We start from the raw sequence: 17,281 nt of genomic DNA on the forward strand, positions 1-17,281 counted from the left end.
AGATGCATCCTGCGGATCGCCTGGCCGAGCTGCTCAGAGCCGGTACCGGATGGGGCCGGCATCTGGGGGGCGAGTTCAGTGAACCCTATATGCGCACGCTGGCGGAGTTTCTTGCTGCGGAGGAGGAGGGTGGCAAGGTGATCTACCCACCCCGCAAGCTGGTCTTCAAGGCCCTCAACAGCACCCCGCTGGACCGGGTTGCCGTGGTGATCCTGGGTCAGGATCCCTACCATGGCCCCGGCCAGGCGCACGGCCTGTGCTTCAGTGTGCGCCCGGGGGTGGCGCCGCCACCTTCACTGGTAAATATATTCCGGGAACTGGAAGATGATGTGGGCTTTGAGCGCCCTGATCATGGCTGCCTGCAGCCCTGGGCAGACCGGGGCGTGCTGTTGCTGAACAGCGTTCTTACGGTAGAGGAGGGAAAAGCCGGGGCGCATCAGGGCAAGGGCTGGGAGACTTTCACTGACCGGGTGATCGAGACAGTCAACCGGGAGCGCGAAGGCGTGGTGTTTCTCCTGTGGGGCAGCTACGCGAGGAAAAAGGGGCGGGCAGTTGATCGCAAACGGCATCATGTTCTTGAAGGACCGCACCCTTCACCCCTGAGTGCCTACCGCGGTTTTTTCGGCTGCCGGCACTTCTCCCGGGCCAACGCCTGGCTGGAGGCCGAGGGGCTGCCCCAGGTGGAATGGCAACTGCCCCCGAGGGCCGAGTTGCTGGATCGATACCGCGAAGGCAGGCACCGGGCGACACAGGAGTAAGTGGGTTGCCAGGTTATTTGAGCATGGCCATGGCAGCTTCCATCTGCTGATTCAGGTCCTCTTCCTCGCTCATGTCAATTTCCGGATCCAGCCCCAGGCGGTCAAAGGCCGAAACAGTCTTCCAGTCCAGTTCGGTCCATGGATGCTCGGTGCCAGCCACCAGCTGAAGGTTGGCAACCATCACCAGATCAGCGTAATCCACAGCCGGAACCTCGCGCTGGAAACGCGCGTATTCCAGCGGGACCTGTTGCAGTTCCGCTGGAAAGTCCCACTTCTTCAGAATGCGGGCACCAATCAGCGGATGCAGTTCGTCAATTACGTTGTCCAGCATGATGCTGCTGATCTGGGTATCCTGGTCTTCCACATAGCGCAGAATCGGCAATACACCGATAAGGTGTACAAGCCCGGCCAGAGTTGCCTGGTCCGGTTTGAGGCGGGTGTAGTGCTGGGCAAGCACATGGCAGATGCCTGCCACTTCAGTGCTTTTCTGCCAGGTCGCGCGCAGGCGCTTGTCGATCATGTCCGAGGTGGCCTGGAACATCTGCTCCATCGCCAGACCCATGGCCAGGTTGCTGGTGTAGGCCATGCCCAGGCGGCTTACCGCCATGTTCAGATTCTCGATCTGGCGCGAACCACGGAACAGGGGGCTGTTGCACACCCGGATAAGGCGCGCGGAGAGCGCAGTATCCGTGCTGATGACCTTGACCAGGTCGATTATGGCGGAATCCTCGGACTCCGCGATCTCACGCACCTGAAGCGCCGCTTCGGGCAGGGTAGGGAGCACCATTTTATCGTTGTCGATAGCAAGAATGAGGTCGGCTTTAATGGTGTCAGCAATTGTCGGCATAGTTGGTCAGAACCCGCAGGCAGTAAATGAACGGTTTTCGGTCTGTATTTATAGCAAAATCTGTCGCGTCTGCCTGTCAACTTATGTATCTGAGGCAGGCTCGCCTTTTTCCCGCTCGGTAACGGAGTAGGGCAGCGGAAGCGGAAAAAGCGGCACTTCCCCTCCGGCCAGAAACAGCTCGCCCCTGGCTGCGTCGTGGCGCAGCACAGCCAGCATCTGCAGGGTTCCGTCAGTGTGCATCACCGCATTGACGACCTCGCCTGCCTGCCGGTCTTCCCCCATGATACCCGCTCCCGGCGAGGGGAGGTCCGCGGCCTGCCTGCTCTCCAGGCGGAACAGGCTTTTTTTGAGTTGCCCCAGAAAATGCATTCGGGCAATGACCTCCTGACCAGTGTAGCAGCCCTTTTTGAAGTGGATGCCGTCGAGATGCTGCCAGTTAAGCACCTGGGGCACGTAGCTCTCCCGGGTTTCCGGGGTCAGCCATGGGACCCCCGCGGCGATTTCAGAGGCCTCCCAGTCTGCTTCATTGCCCCTGGTGTCAGGTTCGAAAGCTTCTGCCTGCCCGCCGGCCATCTCTTCCATCTGCCAGAACTCGAAACGGGAAAGGCCCTCGGCTGTATCCTGGGTTCTGATCAGCCGGTGGGCGCCAATGCTGGCAGTGACGCCCGGCTCTGTAAGGGTTGAGGCCGCATCCGGCAGCAGATCATTAGCCAGGGTGTCTCCCAGCAGGCCTGTCACTCTCGCTTCCGGCTCCAGCGTCATGGTGGTTCCCCGGAACAGCATCAGGTATTTCCGGAGATGGCTCAGGGTTTCGTCCGCAAGGGCCGTGGGCAGGTTCACGAGCACATCTTCGCCATGGCGGACCATGCGGACCAGTGCGTAGGCGCGACCCTTCGGATTGCACGCCGCAGCTCGGGGAGAGTTGTCTAAGGTGACAGATTTCAGATCCTGGCTGAACTGGCCCTGGAGAAATCTGTCGGTTCCCGGGCCGGAAATCCTGGCGATTACCTGTCCCCTGAGCGGGATCCAGAGCTGCTCTGGCAGCGGCTGCCGTGCCTTGCTGGTCGGAGCGGGTGCGGCCATGGTGATCTCCCTGGTTTGTGAGAATGTGTTGGGTCTCAGGCACGCCCGGCGCCTGACGTTGCCAGCAGCGGTCAGTCCGACGTGACCGTCCTGGCCGGAGACGCCAGTCTCAGCCAGACCCGGAGGCGCCGAAAACTGTCTGCAGGGACATTGCCAAAAGCCCGTCTGGTATCACTGGAGCTGAAAAGGACCACCAGCGGAGGCTTCAGGGTTGAGCGGCCCAGCGTGAGTCTGAGGAGCGCCAGCTCTCCAAACAGGCGGCTGTCGGACGTCGGGCTGGCCGGAAGGCTGCGGCCGTCCGCCAGATAAACACGGAGTTGTCCTTCCTCCACGGTCAGCCTGACCACCGAATCCGGTGACTGCAACAGACCGCTGGCTTTTACCTGCCAGGCTGCGCCCAGAACTGCTGGCGGACAGAACACCAGAAGCCAGGGATTGCCGGCAAGACCCAGGGTTCCGGCGGCCAGCGCCAGCATCAGCCAGGGCGATGCGGCGATCAGGCCTGCCGGCAGCGAGGCCGCAAGTCGGACGTCAATCCGGCTGGACACGATTGATGATCATGTCGACGATACGCTGCAACTCGGGGTCGTCCGGGCGGCTCCTCTGCATGAACCATTGCCACATGTCCGCGTCTTCGCAACTCAGCAGCTTCCGGTAAAGCTCCTGATCTTCCGGGGACAGCGAGCGATATTCCTGTTCCAGAAACGGCAGCAGCAGCACGTCGAGCTCCAGCATGCCCCGCCGGCTGTGCCACCATAGACGATTGAATTCGGTTCTGTCTTCCATAGCGATTATACCTGGGCTTTACTGGTTGGGGTCGCCACCGCCATCAGTTTCCGGCATCTGCTCAGGGAGCCTGTGTCCGGAAACTGGTCGGGGTCAGTAGGGTGTCTCTGGCTTCGTGCTGCAGGCCGGGAAAATCCAGGGTGTAATGCAACCCCCGGCTCTCCCTGCGCTGGAGAGCAGAGCAGATAATCAGATCCGCAACGGTAACCAGATTGCGGAGTTCCAGCAGGTCGCTGGATACCCGGTAGTTGCTGTAGAACTCGCCAATTTCCCGGCTCAAAAGGTCCACCCGGTGCTTTGCCCGCTGCAGGCGCTTTGTGGTCCTCACAATGCCAACATAGTCCCACATGAAGTGGCGAAGTTCATCCCAATTGTGGGAGATGACTACATCTTCATCGGAATCCCTTACCTGGGACTCATCCCATTCCGGCGCAGGTGGCGGTGGTGGCACTTCCGATGCACGGCTGGCGATATCCCTGGCGGCGGCCCGGCCATAGACGAGGCACTCCAGCAGGGAGTTGCTGGCCATGCGGTTGGCTCCATGGAGGCCGGTAAAGGCGGCTTCCCCCACCACGTAGAGCTGGTTGATATCGCTCCTGGCCCGGTTGTCGGTGATGATACCGCCACAGGTGTAGTGGGCGGCAGGAACCACTGGAATGGGCTCGCGGCAGATGTCGATTCCGAACTCCAGGCACTTCTCGTAAATCGTGGGGAAGTGGCTCTGGATGAAGCTGGCTGGTTTGTGGCTGATATCCAGGTACAGATGATCGGCACCAAGCCGCTTCATCTCATGGTCGATGGCGCGGGCAACTATGTCCCTGGGTGCCAGCTCGGCGCGGGAGTCAAATCTGTCCATGAAGCGGGAACCGTCGGGCAGCAGCAGAGTGCCACCCTCCCCGCGAAGGGCCTCGGTGATGAGGAATGACTTGGCGTGGGGATGGTACAGGCAGGTGGGATGGAACTGGTTGAATTCCATGTTGGCGGCCCGGCAGCCCGCTCGCCACGCCATGGCAATGCCGTCGCCGGAGGCGCCATCCGGGTTGCTGGTGTACCTGTAGGCCTTGCTGGCTCCACCCGTGGCAATTACCACAAAGCGGGCCCGGAATAGCTCCACGTGATCGTTCAGGTTCAGCACATAGGCACCAACGCAGCGGTTGCCCGGCAGGGAAAGCTTGCGATGGGTGATCAGATCCACCGCTACCCGTGACTCCAGAAGATGAATGTTGGGCCTGGCCGCTGCCTGTTCCACCAGCGTGCTGGAGACTGCGTGGCCGGTGGCGTCCGCGGCGTGGATGATGCGGCGGTGGCTGTGGCCGCCTTCCCGGGTCAGGTGAAGCTGGGCGTTTTCGTCGCGGGTGAAGTCGACGCCGCTGTCAATCAGCCATTCGATGCTCTCGCGCCCGTGTTCCACCGTGAAGCGCACCGCATCCTCGTGGCAGAGGCCGCCCCCCGCCGCCAGAGTGTCACGGACATGATTTTCCAGCGAGTCGTCGCTGTCCAGCACGGCGGCAATCCCGCCCTGGGCCCAGAGAGTGGCGCCGCTGGAGATTCTGCCTTTACTGATCACCGCCACACTGAGATGCTCCGGGAGATTCAGAGCAACCGTGAGACCGGCAGCGCCGCTGCCTATGACAAGAACATCGTATTCGTAGGACTGTGGCATCTGGTTGTAGTCGCGGGTCATAATGTGGATGTGTATTGAACTAAACTTTGTGTCTGCTGTCTATTTGGCCGACGGGGTGCAGAACCTGCGTCGGCGCTGGGCAACCGGAAAGACAGCATGATGACATTTGCGAACACTGACATGTCCGGTCGAGAGGCCGCCATACGTTTGAGGCCTGGCACCTTATTCATGACTGTGAAATCCGAACAGCGACCTGAAGTAGGCGACGAAAGCCAGACGGACCTGCAGCTGGTCCGGAAGGTGCAGCGTGGCGAAAAAGCCGCGTTCGATCTGCTCGTGATCAAGTATCAGTCGCGGGTGGCGGCCATAATAAGCAGATACGTATACGACAGCCAGGAAGTGATGGACCTGACCCAGGAAACCTTCGTCAAGGCCTATCGGGCGATCGACCGGTTTCGTGGCGATAGCGCATTTTACACCTGGCTATACCGTATTGCCGTCAACACTGCCAAGAATTTTCTTGAGGCCCGCAGTCGCCGTCCCCAGGGTTCTGCCGATTCATTTGACGCCGAAAATTTTGAGGATGGCGGGCGGTTGCGTGATAACGCGACGCCGGAGCGGCTGCTTCAGCGCGACCAGCTGCAGGCGGCATTGCAGGAGGCCCTGGCCGCTCTGCCGGAGGAACTGCGATCCGCTTTCCTGTTGCGTGAATACGATGGCCTGAGTTACGAGGATATTGCCACAATCCTCGACTGTCCGATTGGGACAGTGCGTTCAAGAATATTCAGAGCCAGGGACTCAGTGGACCGGCAGTTGGGTCCTCTCCTGGACAATGGCAACGCAAGATCCTGACAGATGAGCCCGCTGTCATGGTGCATGCTTTGGGAAAGAGGTTTTGAGCGATGGACGAACGTCTGAAAGAAACCCTGTCGGCCATGATGGATGATCAGGCTGACGAGCTATCGGTACGTCGGCTTTTATCCCATGGAGATCATGAGGAAGTGCGAGGCCAGTGGCAGCGCTGGCAGCAGGTCCGTGAGCTGATGCATGGCACGACCCCTTCTTCGGTGGATATCAGCCACCGGGTACGGGACTCCCTGGACGGGACACGTGCCTCTGTGCCCCCGGCACCCTCCCGCAACATTTCGGCGGCGGCCGCACAGACCTGGCCCCGGAGGAGCTGGTCTGTGGTTGCGACCGTTGCGATGGCGCTTGCGGTGGGATTTGGCGCGGGGGCTGGCTGGCAGACGTCTGAAGAATCAGTACCGGTGATGGCTGGAGCCCCCGCGGCAATATCCTCCCAGTCCGCAGATGTCCCTGAGGTGGCGCTGCAGGGCCTGGATGAGGCGCAGAGGGAGCATCTCAGCCGCTATCTGCTGGAACACGCCCAGCACAACAGCATTGGCGCCGGGGGTGGCTCCGTGGGTTATGCCCGTCTTGTCAGCGTCGCCGGGCCCTCTGGCCCGGGCTACTGAGATCGCACCATCTTCAGGGAGACAGTGGCCAACATGAGAGAATGCACCATTCAGTATCTGCACGGCCTGATCCTTATGGCCATCCTGCTGGCAGGTCCGCCCGTGGCCCAGGCAGGCCAGCCTGAAACTGCCGGTGGCTGGTTGCAGCGTATGGGTCCGGCCATGGACCAGACCACCTATCGGGGCGTGTTCGTCTACAGCCGGGGAGAGCAGGTCAGTTCCATGCAGGTGGCCCACCGTTATCATGATGGACAGGTGGAGGAGCGGCTGGTCCAGCAGGACGGGGCCAGCGGCGAAATTTTGCGCAAGGGGAATCGCATTTTCTGTGTGCTGCCTGACCATGGCCAGGTGCAGCTTGACCAGTTTATACCCTCCGCCCCCTTTGCCGAGCCATTTTCCCGTAAACTGATGCCTGACAGCCGCTGGTATGCCGTGTCAATGCGTGGCACTGACCGGGTTGCAGGGCACGACACGGTTCAGATCGCTCTTGATGCGTCCGATGCCCATAGGTACAGCTATCGTGTATGGCTTGAACAGGACACAGCCCTGCTGGTTAAAAGTCATGTTCAGGATGCCGCCGGCAGGGTTCTTGAGCAGTTCCAGTTCACCAGCCTGGAGATCCGGGAATCCCTCCCTGACAGCGAATTTGAGCTTCAGTCCACCGGTCCGGAAGTCGAACGCTGGAGTCTGACTCCGGGTGACTCAGCCAGGGCTGCGCGCCTTGAGGGCTGGACTCTCAACTGGAAGCCTGATGGCTTTGTTCCCGCCGCCAAGCCCCGTTCTGCGAAGCGTCAGGCAGTGGCCTTTTCCGATGGCCTTGCGGCATTTTCGGTGTTCGTTGAATCCACTGGCGCACAGCCGCTGCCCCCTGGTGCATCCCGGATTGGCGCAACCACTGCCTACATGCGCCACGTCAGCTCGGATGATCATGCCTTCCTGATTACTGTTGTGGGGGAAATTCCCCCCGCCACCGCCATGCGGGTGGCTGAGTCGGTCGACGTGGACCCTGCGCGTGTGGCGGGTAACGCCAGTGATCACTGAGCGCGGGCGGGTGATCGCAGTGAAAGCGGACAGGGTCTGGGTCCAGACGATCCGCCAGAGTGCCTGTCAGAGCTGCAGTGCCAGGGCAGCCTGCGGACAGAAAGTGCTGGCCGGCATGTCGGCAGGGCGGGCCAACCAGATTGCCGTCAATAACTTGCTGGACGCTGCTGTTGGCGACGAGGTGACAGTTGCCATTGGGGAGTCAGCTCTACTGCGGGCTTCTCTGCTGGTCTACGCCCTGCCGCTGGTGCTGATGGTTTCAGGCGCTATCCTCGGCCAGCAGATCTCCAGCGAGTCTGATGCCCTGGCTGTTGCGGGGGCAGGCATGGGTCTCGGGCTGGGCTTTCTGATTGCCAGAAGTGTGCAGAAAAGACTCGGAGCCTCTTATGCTCCCGAGCTGATCCGGATCGATGCGGCGGTCGATCATCCAACCACCGGTTAAGTTGAAAAAACCGGCCGCAATCACAACATAGACGCTATGCTGGAATCTTCTGTTCTGATCAAGGCTGTTTAGATCAAACCCGTTTAGATCAACCCAGGAGGAACACTGAATGTCCGTTTCTGTTGCTATTCGCAGGGAAGAAAAAACCTGGCCGGCCTGGCTGGCTGGCTTCACTTTGCTCGCCTTCATGACACTTTTTTCCGTGTCCACCCGGGCAGCGGATCTGCCTGATTTCACAGGGCTGGTCAAGGAAAATTCCGCGGCCGTGGTCAACATAAGTACTACCCAGAAACAGTCGGGGCAGGCCAGTAACATGCCCTTTGACGAGCGCCAGCTGGAGCAGCTTCCGGAGTTCTTTCAGGAGTTTTTCCGCGGCCCCCATTCCCCTTTCGGCCGGGGTGGCCCCGGCGGCCAGAGCCCGGTCAGATCAATGGGCTCCGGTTTCATCGTTTCCACTGATGGATACGTGCTGACCAACAATCACGTTGTCGAAGGTGCCGATGAAATCATCGTTCGCCTCAGCGACCGCCGGGAAATTCCCGCCAAACTGGTGGGAACAGACCCCCGTTCAGACATGGCTGTGCTCAAGATTGAGGATGAAGATGATCTGCCAGTGGTGCGCATTGGCGAATCGGAAAAGCTGCAGCCGGGCCAGTGGGTATTTGCCATCGGATCACCCTTCGGATTTGACTACACGGTAACCGCCGGAATCATCAGTGCGGTTGGACGTGCGCTGCCCAGTGAAAACTATGTGCCCTTCATTCAGACGGACGTGGCTATCAATCCGGGCAATTCCGGGGGCCCGCTATTCAACCTTGATGGCGAGGTCATAGGGGTTAATTCCCAGATCTACACCCGTTCCGGCGGTTTTATGGGGGTCTCCTTTGCCGTCCCCATTGATCAGGCCATGAACGTATTCCAACAGATTCGTGACAAGGGCGCAGTTTCCCGGGGCTGGCTGGGCGTACTCATTCAGGAGGTCAACCGGGACCTTGCGGAATCTTTCGGCCTGAGCCGTCCCCGAGGTGCCCTGGTGGCTGAAGTGGTGCCGGATTCTCCAGCCGAGGATGCCGGGCTGAAGTCCGGTGATATCATTCTGGAATACAACGGCAGTCAGGTTAACCTGTCTTCTGATCTGCCTCCGATGGTGGGCCGCACGCCAGTGGGTGAGACTGCCACGCTCGAGGTTCTGCGTCAGGGTAAATGGATTGATGTGGACGTAAAAATAGGTCGCCTGCCTGGCGATGATGAGAGCGGCCAGCCAGCTGCGCCACAGGGACCCGACACTGAAGGCGGGAAGCTGGGCATGACGGTGCGGCCGCTGCCAGCCGAGATCATGAAGTCCATGGGTATTGACCATGGTGTTCTGGTGGCGAATGTTGCCGCCGGTCCGGCGCTGAATGCAGGCATTCGTCCAAACGACGTCATCACAGAGCTTAACCGTCAGGAAATCAGCTCCGTGGACGAGTTCCGCCGAGTGGTGGAACAGCTGCCGGAAAACGAGCCCGTTTCCGTGCGGGTGGTCCGCCAGGGCCGTGCCATATACCTGGTCATGAAGCCTTGACAGAGGCTGGGCCTGGCCGGCCCAGCCGCGACGTGTGACACACTGAACCCGCTGGTTGCCGCACAGGCGACCAGCGGGTTTTCTGCTATACTCGGCCTCTAAAAAGTCAGGACCATGGATTGGCCCCTGAGATAAAAATGGAACCGGTGAACAGTAAATGATGAATAATAAAGACGTGTCCCGCCGGCAGCTTTTCCGGTTTCGCAATGCCCGGCTGGCCTGGGTTCTTTTGCTTGTCGGTCTGGTGGTCACTGCCGGGCTCTGGCATTTTACTACTCGCCTGGTGACTGATCGTACCAGGGCCTCTTTTGAAACCCAGTCCCTCCAGCTCAAAACAGCTGTTGAGCAGCGCCTGCTGAACTATGAACAGGTCCTGGCCGGCAGCGCAGCCCTGTTTGCCCTGGCAGAGTACGTCAGCCGCGAGGACTGGCGGCTTTATGTAGGCCGGGTCGATATTGACCGGTATTACCCTGGTATCCAGGGCATTGGTTATATCCCACGGGTAACAGCCGCGGGCATTTCTGCCCATGTCGAAAAACTTCGCGCCGAGGGGCTGAAGGATTATCTGGTCTCACCGCTCGGCGAACGCAGCGAATACTTCCCTGTCACTTTTCTTGAACCTGCGACCCAGCGGAACCAGCGGGCGTTCGGATTTGATGCCTTTGGTGATGCCGTTCACCGGCTTGCCATGGAGCGGGCCCGGGACACGGGAAACCCTGCCATGACTGGCAAGGTGGTGCTGGTGCAGGAAAACGTTGACGATGAACAGGCAGGATTTCTGATGTATCTGCCGGTTTATCAGGGGTCGCAGATTTCGGGCGATCTCACTGAGCGGCGCAATTCGCTGGAGGGGTTCGTTTTCAGTGCCTTCCGGATGAACAACCTGGTGGACGGGATTGTCGGTCTGATTGCACCGTTTCTCGACGTGCGGATTTACGATGGTGTCGAGGTCGAGCGCAGCGGACTCATGTATGGTTCCAATCTTGGCTCTCTCGACGATCAATACACATTTGAAATGAGCCAGGAGCTCCAGCACGGGGGGAGGTCCTGGCTGTTACAGACCCGCTCCACCCCGGCTTTTGATTATCTCGCCTCGGATTCCCGTCCGCTGATCGTGATGGTTGCCGGCCTTGTAGTGAGTTTTCTGCTTTTTGCCTTTGCACTCTCGCTTATTCGTGCCCGTCTGCTGGCACAGGCCAGCGAGGGTCGCTACCGGGCGATTACCGAGGGCGCCAGTAATCTGACCCTCGTGCTGGGCCGCGACGGAGCGCCTGTCTATGCCAGTCCATCCAGTGAGCCGATACTGGGATTCTCGCCTGACCGGCTTCAGGAGCTGGATCTGGAGTCCATGGTTCACGGTGATGACTGGCCCCAGCTCCAGGCCAGTTTTGAACAGGCCCTGGAGAGCCCGGGGCGGCGCCTTCCGGTGATTCATGCCCGGGTCCGCGATCTCGGTGGTGAATGGCGGGACATGGAGGGAAGCCTTGCCGCCATGCTTGACGAACCCGGCGTCCACGGAGTGGTTCTCAGCCTGCGGGATCTCACGGAGCTCAAGGCGGCTCAGGCCCAGCTTCACAGGCTGGCATTCTATGACCCGCTCACCGGGCTTGCCAACCGGCAGCTGTTCCGGGACCGTCTGGCGCACACGGTGCGGAGAAGCCGCCGTACGGGGGAAGCGGCAGCACTGATGTTCCTCGACCTCGACGGCTTCAAGCGGATCAATGACACCCTGGGCCATGATGCCGGTGATACCCTCTTACAGCATATCTCCCGCTGGCTGACCGGCTGTGTCCGTGAGGAGGATTCGGTCGCAAGGTTCGGGGGTGATGAGTTTGTGGTTTTACTGTCCAGCGTCGCCGGCCCTGAAGCGGTAGCCGGCGTTGCTGAGACCATCCTGCGGCGTCTGCGCCACCGGATACGACTCAATGAGCATGATGTCGGGGTGACTGTCAGTATCGGGATAGCCATGGTTCCCACCGACAGCGAAGACCCAGGCGTGCTTATGAAATACGCCGACCTGGCCATGTATCAGGCCAAGGAACGGGGCAGAAACAATTTCCAGTTTTTCACTCCGGTGATGAATATCCAGGCAGCAAAGCGTCTTCTCCAGCATGAGGAACTGGCGGAAGCCATGGAGGCTGGCCGTTTCGTGCTGCACTATCAGCCCAAATTCGACATTCGGGAAGACCGGGTTGTCGGGGTGGAGGCTTTTCTGAGGTGGCAGCATCCGGTGAAGGGTCTGGTTCCCGCGCAGCAGTTCATTGCTCTGGCGGAGGAGTCCGGACTGATCGTCGGGCTTGGCGAAATGGCTCTGCGTCAGGCCTGTATCCAGATTCAGGCGCTGGAACGGGCAGGGTTTGAAGCGCTTCGGGTGGCGGTGAATTTTTCCATCAGACAGCTGATTGATCCCCTGTTTCTCGACATGTTCCGCCGGGTGATTACCGAAACCGGTGTTGCGCCGGATCGCCTCGAGGTGGAGATGCCGGCCGCGCTCCTCAGTCGGGATCCCCAGATGCTGCAGGAAGTGCTGGGGGCACTGCACGATCTGGGTGTTTGGCTGGTGGTGGATGATTTTGGCTCAGGTGCCTGCTCGATGGTGGCCCTGCAGCAGTTGCCGCTGGATGCGGTCAAGATTGATCACTGCTTTATCCGCGATATTCCCTACAACAGCAGTGCGACCGATGTTGCCTCAGCTGTGATCGCGCTGGCCCACAAGCTGCACCTGACGGTTATCGCCGAGGGTGTCGAAACCACTCACCAGCTGAACTTTCTCCGGGCGGCCGGCTGCTCCCAGTTTCAGGGAAATCTTTTCAGCTATCCGCTTGATGAAGATGCCCTGATTGGCTTTCTTGTCAGGCAGTACGAGAGGGCATTGATCTCTTGATCATGGCAATAATGGGCCACAACCGGTAAAATCAGCCTGTTCAACTGTATGCCTGATTTGCCGCACCAGCGGCCTGTCTGGAATAGTCTCTTGTCCTACGCGAGTACCCATTGTCTGTGACCGAACTGAGCCGCATCCGCAACTTTTCCATTATTGCCCATATCGACCACGGAAAATCGACCCTGGCAGATCGCTTCATCCAGCTCTGTGGGGGGCTGTCTGACCGGGACATGTCCGAGCAGGTGCTGGACTCCATGGATCTTGAGCGCGAGCGGGGCATCACCATCAAGGCCCAGAGCGTGACCCTGACCTACAGGTCACGTGATGGTCACGATTACAAGCTCAATATGATCGATACCCCCGGTCACGTGGACTTTTCCTATGAGGTTTCCCGCTCCCTGTACGCCTGTGAGGGCGCCCTGCTGGTGGTGGATGCCGGGCAGGGCGTAGAAGCCCAGTCGGTGGCCAACTGTTACACCGCTATTGAGCAGGGTCTGGAGGTGGTGCCGGTACTGAACAAGATGGATCTGCCCCAGGCCGAACCCGATCGCGTGGCCCAGGAGATCGAGGACATCATCGGAATCGAGGCCACCGCCGCCATTCGGTGCAGCGCCAAGAGCGGCATGGGCGTGGAAGACGTGCTGGAAGATCTTATCCGGCGTGTGCCGCCCCCGACAGGAGACGTGGACGGCCCGCTCCAGGCGCTGATCATCGACTCGTGGTTCGACAATTACCTGGGGGTGGTTTCCCTGGTCCGGGTGAAGCAGGGGAGTCTGCGAAAGGGCGACAAGATTGTGATCAAGTCGACCGGCCGCGCCTGGAATGCCGACAAGGTGGGTGTTTTCGCGCCGAAGCCGACAGAGACAGACGTTCTCGGCACCGGGGAAGTGGGTTTTGTGATTGCCGGGATCAAGGACATTCATGGTGCCCCGGTGGGCGACACCATCGTTCATCACAAGTTTGCTGAAGCCACACCCATGCTGCCCGGTTTCAAAAAGGTCAAGCCGCAGGTCTATGCCGGCCTTTTCCCTGTGCTGGCCGACGACTACAACGATTTCCGGGATGCGCTGGAGAAGCTCACCCTGAATGATGCCTCCCTGTTTTTTGAGCCGGAAACCTCGGATGCCCTGGGTTTTGGATTCCGTTGTGGCTTCCTCGGCATGCTTCACATGGAAATCATCCAGGAGCGCCTGGAGCGGGAATACGATATTGATCTGATCACCACGGCGCCCACCGTTATCTATGAGGTTGTCACCAAACAGGGTGAGATCATGACGGTGGACAGCCCCTCCAAGCTGCCGGATGTGGGTTCCATCGAGGAAATGCGGGAGCCGATCGTTGAGGCCAACATCCTGGTGCCCCAGGAGCACCTGGGTAACGTCATCGCTCTGTGCGAAGAGAAGCGGGGTGTGCAGCAGAACATGATGTTCCTGGCCAACCAGGTCCAGCTGACCTACGAGCTGCCCATGGCGGAAGTGGTGCTGGACTTCTTTGACCGCATCAAGTCAGCCAGCCGTGGCTTTGCTTCCCTGGATTATCACTTCAAACGCTTTCAGACCGCCAACCTGGTGAGGCTGGACGTGCTGATCAACCAGGAACGGGTTGATGCGCTGGCGCTGATCGTACACAGGGAGCAGGCGCATCACCGTGGCCGTGCGCTGGTGGAGAAGATGAAAGAGCTGATTCCCCGTCAGATGTTCGATATCGCCATCCAGGCCGCCATAGGCAACCAGGTGGTCTCACGGGTGACGGTCAAGGCACTGCGCAAGAACGTCACGGCCAAATGCTACGGCGGCGACGTCAGCCGCAAGAAAAAGCTGCTGCAGAAGCAGAAAGCAGGTAAAAAACGCATGAAGCAGCTGGGCAATGTCGAGGTGCCTCAGGAAGCGTTCCTTGCCGTACTGAAAGTGGATAACTAGGACGCTTTGATGGATATCGATTTTCCCCTGATTCTGGTGGTGCTGACCTTTGCCACAGGCATTATCTGGCTTGGCGACCGGTTGTTTCTGAGATCAAGTCGCCTGGCGCGTGCTGCGGAGGGTGGGGCTGTCACCGCCGATTCCGACCTGGAAGAGCCAAAAGAGCCTTACCTTGTGGATCTTAGCCGGTCATTTTTCCCGGTCCTGCTGGTGGTTCTGGTGCTGCGCTCCTTTCTGGTGGAGCCCTTCCAGATACCCTCCGGCTCCATGTTGCCGACCCTGGAAGTGGGGGACTTCATACTGGTCAACAAATATGCCTATGGTCTGCGCCTGCCGGTGCTCGGGACCAAGGTGCTGGAAGTCGACGACCCCCAGCGTGGCGATGTAATGGTTTTCAAGTTCCCTGAGGACGGCAAAACCAATTATATCAAGCGGGTGGTGGGTCTGCCGGGAGACCACATTCGGTATCGTAACAAGACCCTGTATATTAACGATAAAAAAGTGCCCACAGAGTTTCTCGCGAGCCTCCCGCCGGTCGAACTCTATCGGGAGTTTCTGGGAGATCTGGAGCATGAGATCTTTATCACCATGGGCCGTCGCGGCGGTGCTGGCGAGGGTGAGTGGACAGTCCCGGAAGGCGAATACTTCGTAATGGGTGACAACCGTGACAACAGTAACGACAGCCGTTTCTGGGGCACGGTTCCTGATGATCTGGTAGTAGGCAAGGCGTTTGCGATCTGGATGCACTGGGAGTCGCTGACCAGTCTGCCCAGCTTTGGCCGGGTTGGCGTGATTGAATAACGCCGCGCGCTCCAGCGAACGGCAGGCGGAACTGATCAACACATAGGAAAAGAGTCAGATGAAAAATAACAGCCGAGTCCTGGCAGGCAGAGCCTCCCAGCGCGGAGTGTCGGTCCTGGGTATTCTGGTCGCCCTTATCCTGCTGGGCGGGCTGCTAACTGTCGGAGCCACTTTGGTGCCCATTTATGTCGATGACCTCACCATACAGGAGGTGGTCGAGGGGCTGGAAAATCAGAAGAGCGTGACGGACAAGACGCAGGCGCAAATCCGCAGAATCATAAGCGACGGCCTGAACAGAAATGGCGTGCGGGATTTTGATCCCAAAACCATCGCCGTCAGGCAGGAGGGGGGGCGGTTGCACATCGCTATCGAATATGAGGTGAGGGAAAACCTGTTCAGCAATATCGACGCCGTTGTCCATTTCGATCACAAGTTCGAGATTGCCGGCCAGTGACAGGCATCCCGGACCTTGATCAGCTTCAGCGTCGGATTGGCTACCAGTTCAATGATCCGGAACGCCTGATGCTGGCTCTGACTCATCGCAGCTTTGGCAATCAGAATAATGAGCGCCTGGAATTCCTGGGCGACTCCATTGTCAACATGGTGATTGCCGAGTATCTCTACAGCTCCTTTGAGCGAGCCAGGGAAGGGCAGCTGAGCCGACTGCGTGCCCGCATGGTCAAGGGCGTGACTCTGGCTGAAATCGGACGTGAATTCGAACTCGGTCAGTATCTCCGACTGGGTTCCGGGGAGCTCAAGAGTGGAGGTTTTCGTCGGGAGTCGATTCTGGCGGATGCGGTAGAGTCAGTCATTGGCGCCATCTACCTGGACAGCGATTTTGAAACCTGCCGCGCCCAGGTGTTGCGCTGGTTCGAAGAACGGCTTCAGCGGCTTGATCTGCAGGATACCCAGAAAGATCCCAAGACCCGCTTGCAGGAATACCTTCAGTCCCGGCAGCTTCCTTTGCCCCAGTATGATGTGATCTCGGTTGAGGGTGAGGCTCATGCGCAGATTTTCCACGTGGTCTGTGCATTGTCGTCACTGGGAAGAAAAACCACAGGCGTCGGCAATAGCCGGCGCATCGCAGAACAGAAGGCCGCCCAGAGTGCCCTGAAAGCCCTGGGCGTGGAGAGTGTTTGATGAATGATATAACGCGTCCGGAAAACCCCGACAGCCGCTGCGGCTTTGTCGCCATTGTCGGGCGCCCCAATGTGGGCAAGTCCACTTTGCTGAACCATATACTTGGTCAGAAACTGAGCATCACATCCCGCAAGCCCCAGACCACCAGGCACCAGGTTCTTGGCATCAAGACCGAGGGCATGACGCAGGCGGTCTATGTGGACACCCCGGGCATGCACGAAGAAGAGCCGAGGGCGCTCAACCGGTATATGAACCGTGCCGCAACCTCGGCTCTCAAAGGTGTGGACGTGGTGATATTCGTGGTGGACCAGACCAACTGGACCACCGCCGATGAAATGGTTTTGAAGAAGCTTGAGAACCTCGAAAGTCCCGTGATCCTGGCCATCAACAAGGTGGACAAGATCGACAACCGCGATACTCTCCTGCCACACCTGGACATGGTGTCGAAGAAACGTCAGTTTGCGGAAGTCATTCCGCTTTCGGCCCTCAAGGGGGTCAATCTGGAGCCCCTTGAGAAAGCCGTCGCCCGGTTTCTGCCGCAGAGCGTGCATTTTTACCCCGATGACCAGATCACTGATCGCAGTGAGCGCTTTCTGGCCGCCGAAATGGTGCGGGAGAAAATCACCCGGCAACTGGGTGCCGAGCTGCCCTATTCGGTAGCCGTGGAGATCGAGGAGTTCCGTCACGATGGCAAGACCCTGCATATTTCCGCACTGATTCTGGTGGAACGGGAGGGGCAGAAAAAGATTGTCATTGGAGACCATGGCGACCGGCTGCGCAGCATCGGCCAGGATGCCCGGGTGGACATGGAAAAACTCTTTGACAACAAGGTGATGCTGCGGCTCTGGGTCAAGGTCAAGCGGGGCTGGGCAGACAGTGACAGGGCCCTGAAAAGCCTGGGCATGAACGACTTCTGA

At 59.3% G+C, this 17,281-nt stretch carries 17 protein-coding genes; 12 read left to right on the forward strand and 5 right to left on the reverse strand.

Annotated features, from left to right (window positions below; all coding sequences use genetic code 11):
* Positions 1-2: 2 nt before the first annotated feature.
* On the forward strand, positions 3-758 hold the full coding sequence (ung, locus tag LG327_RS09285; protein WP_404368827.1) for a uracil-DNA glycosylase: 756 nt from the start codon (positions 3-5) through the stop codon (positions 756-758).
* Positions 759-771: 13 nt separating this feature from the next.
* Here ung and LG327_RS09290 read toward each other — a convergent pair whose 3' ends face one another.
* The 5 genes from LG327_RS09290 to nadB all read right to left on the reverse strand — a co-directional run bounded on the left by LG327_RS09290 (position 772) and on the right by nadB (position 5,137).
* The gene (locus LG327_RS09290) at positions 772-1,605 is read right to left on the reverse strand and encodes an HDOD domain-containing protein (RefSeq protein ID WP_404368830.1); all 834 of its coding nucleotides are present in this window, start codon (positions 1,603-1,605) and stop codon (positions 772-774) included.
* 81 nt (positions 1,606-1,686) lie between these two features.
* The gene (locus LG327_RS09295) at positions 1,687-2,688 is read right to left on the reverse strand and encodes a YgfZ/GcvT domain-containing protein (RefSeq protein WP_404368833.1); all 1,002 of its coding nucleotides are present in this window, start codon (positions 2,686-2,688) and stop codon (positions 1,687-1,689) included.
* Positions 2,689-2,759: 71 nt separating this feature from the next.
* Positions 2,760-3,236: a hypothetical protein gene (locus LG327_RS09300; protein ID WP_404368835.1), complete on the reverse strand. Its 477-nt coding sequence runs from the start codon at positions 3,234-3,236 to the stop codon at positions 2,760-2,762.
* Complete coding sequence (locus tag LG327_RS09305; protein ID WP_404368838.1) at positions 3,220-3,474, reverse strand: succinate dehydrogenase assembly factor 2; 255 nt, start codon at positions 3,472-3,474, stop codon at positions 3,220-3,222. Before LG327_RS09305 ends, LG327_RS09300 begins: the two co-directional genes overlap by 17 nt.
* A gap of 61 nt (positions 3,475-3,535) precedes the next feature.
* A complete protein-coding gene (nadB, locus tag LG327_RS09310) occupies positions 3,536-5,137 on the reverse strand; it encodes an L-aspartate oxidase (RefSeq protein ID WP_404369323.1) in 1,602 nt (533 codons plus the stop codon).
* 189 nt (positions 5,138-5,326) lie between these two features.
* Here nadB and rpoE point away from each other — a divergent pair, with 189 nt between their 5' ends.
* The 11 genes from rpoE to era all read left to right on the forward strand — a co-directional run bounded on the left by rpoE (position 5,327) and on the right by era (position 17,281).
* The gene (gene rpoE / locus LG327_RS09315) at positions 5,327-5,950 is read left to right on the forward strand and encodes an RNA polymerase sigma factor RpoE (RefSeq protein ID WP_404368841.1); all 624 of its coding nucleotides are present in this window, start codon (positions 5,327-5,329) and stop codon (positions 5,948-5,950) included.
* Between the two features lie 50 nt (positions 5,951-6,000).
* Entirely contained in the window at positions 6,001-6,573 is a 573-nt protein-coding gene (locus tag LG327_RS09320) for a sigma-E factor negative regulatory protein (protein ID WP_404368844.1), read from the forward strand.
* Between the two features lie 33 nt (positions 6,574-6,606).
* Positions 6,607-7,614, forward strand: coding sequence for a MucB/RseB C-terminal domain-containing protein (locus tag LG327_RS09325; protein WP_404368847.1), 1,008 nt, complete (start codon positions 6,607-6,609; stop codon positions 7,612-7,614).
* The gene (locus LG327_RS09330; RefSeq protein WP_404368849.1) at positions 7,604-8,056 is read left to right on the forward strand and encodes a SoxR reducing system RseC family protein; all 453 of its coding nucleotides are present in this window, start codon (positions 7,604-7,606) and stop codon (positions 8,054-8,056) included. The genes LG327_RS09325 and LG327_RS09330 overlap by 11 nt, the downstream gene beginning before the upstream one ends.
* 109 nt (positions 8,057-8,165) lie before the next feature.
* Positions 8,166-9,620 carry a DegQ family serine endoprotease gene (locus tag LG327_RS09335; RefSeq protein ID WP_404368852.1) on the forward strand — a complete coding sequence of 485 codons (1,455 nt, stop codon included), beginning with the start codon at positions 8,166-8,168 and terminating at the stop codon, positions 9,618-9,620.
* 157 nt (positions 9,621-9,777) lie between these two features.
* Entirely contained in the window at positions 9,778-12,504 is a 2,727-nt protein-coding gene (locus LG327_RS09340) for an EAL domain-containing protein (protein WP_404368854.1), read from the forward strand.
* Positions 12,505-12,620: 116 nt separating this feature from the next.
* Positions 12,621-14,423 carry a translation elongation factor 4 gene (gene lepA / locus LG327_RS09345; protein WP_404369326.1) on the forward strand — a complete coding sequence of 601 codons (1,803 nt, stop codon included), beginning with the start codon at positions 12,621-12,623 and terminating at the stop codon, positions 14,421-14,423.
* A gap of 9 nt (positions 14,424-14,432) precedes the next feature.
* Positions 14,433-15,224, forward strand: coding sequence for a signal peptidase I (gene lepB, locus LG327_RS09350; RefSeq protein WP_404368857.1), 792 nt, complete (start codon positions 14,433-14,435; stop codon positions 15,222-15,224).
* Positions 15,225-15,282: 58 nt separating this feature from the next.
* Complete coding sequence (locus tag LG327_RS09355; protein WP_404368859.1) at positions 15,283-15,678, forward strand: DUF4845 domain-containing protein; 396 nt, start codon at positions 15,283-15,285, stop codon at positions 15,676-15,678.
* Positions 15,675-16,364 (forward strand): ribonuclease III, encoded by a 690-nt coding sequence (gene rnc, locus LG327_RS09360; protein ID WP_404368862.1) that lies wholly within the window; start codon positions 15,675-15,677, stop codon positions 16,362-16,364. Before LG327_RS09355 ends, rnc begins: the two co-directional genes overlap by 4 nt.
* On the forward strand, positions 16,364-17,281 hold the full coding sequence (gene era / locus LG327_RS09365; RefSeq protein WP_404368865.1) for a GTPase Era: 918 nt from the start codon (positions 16,364-16,366) through the stop codon (positions 17,279-17,281). The genes rnc and era overlap by 1 nt, the downstream gene beginning before the upstream one ends.

Source organism: Marinobacter sp. (genome assembly GCF_044799475.1).
Lineage (GTDB): Bacteria > Pseudomonadota > Gammaproteobacteria > Pseudomonadales > Oleiphilaceae > Marinobacter.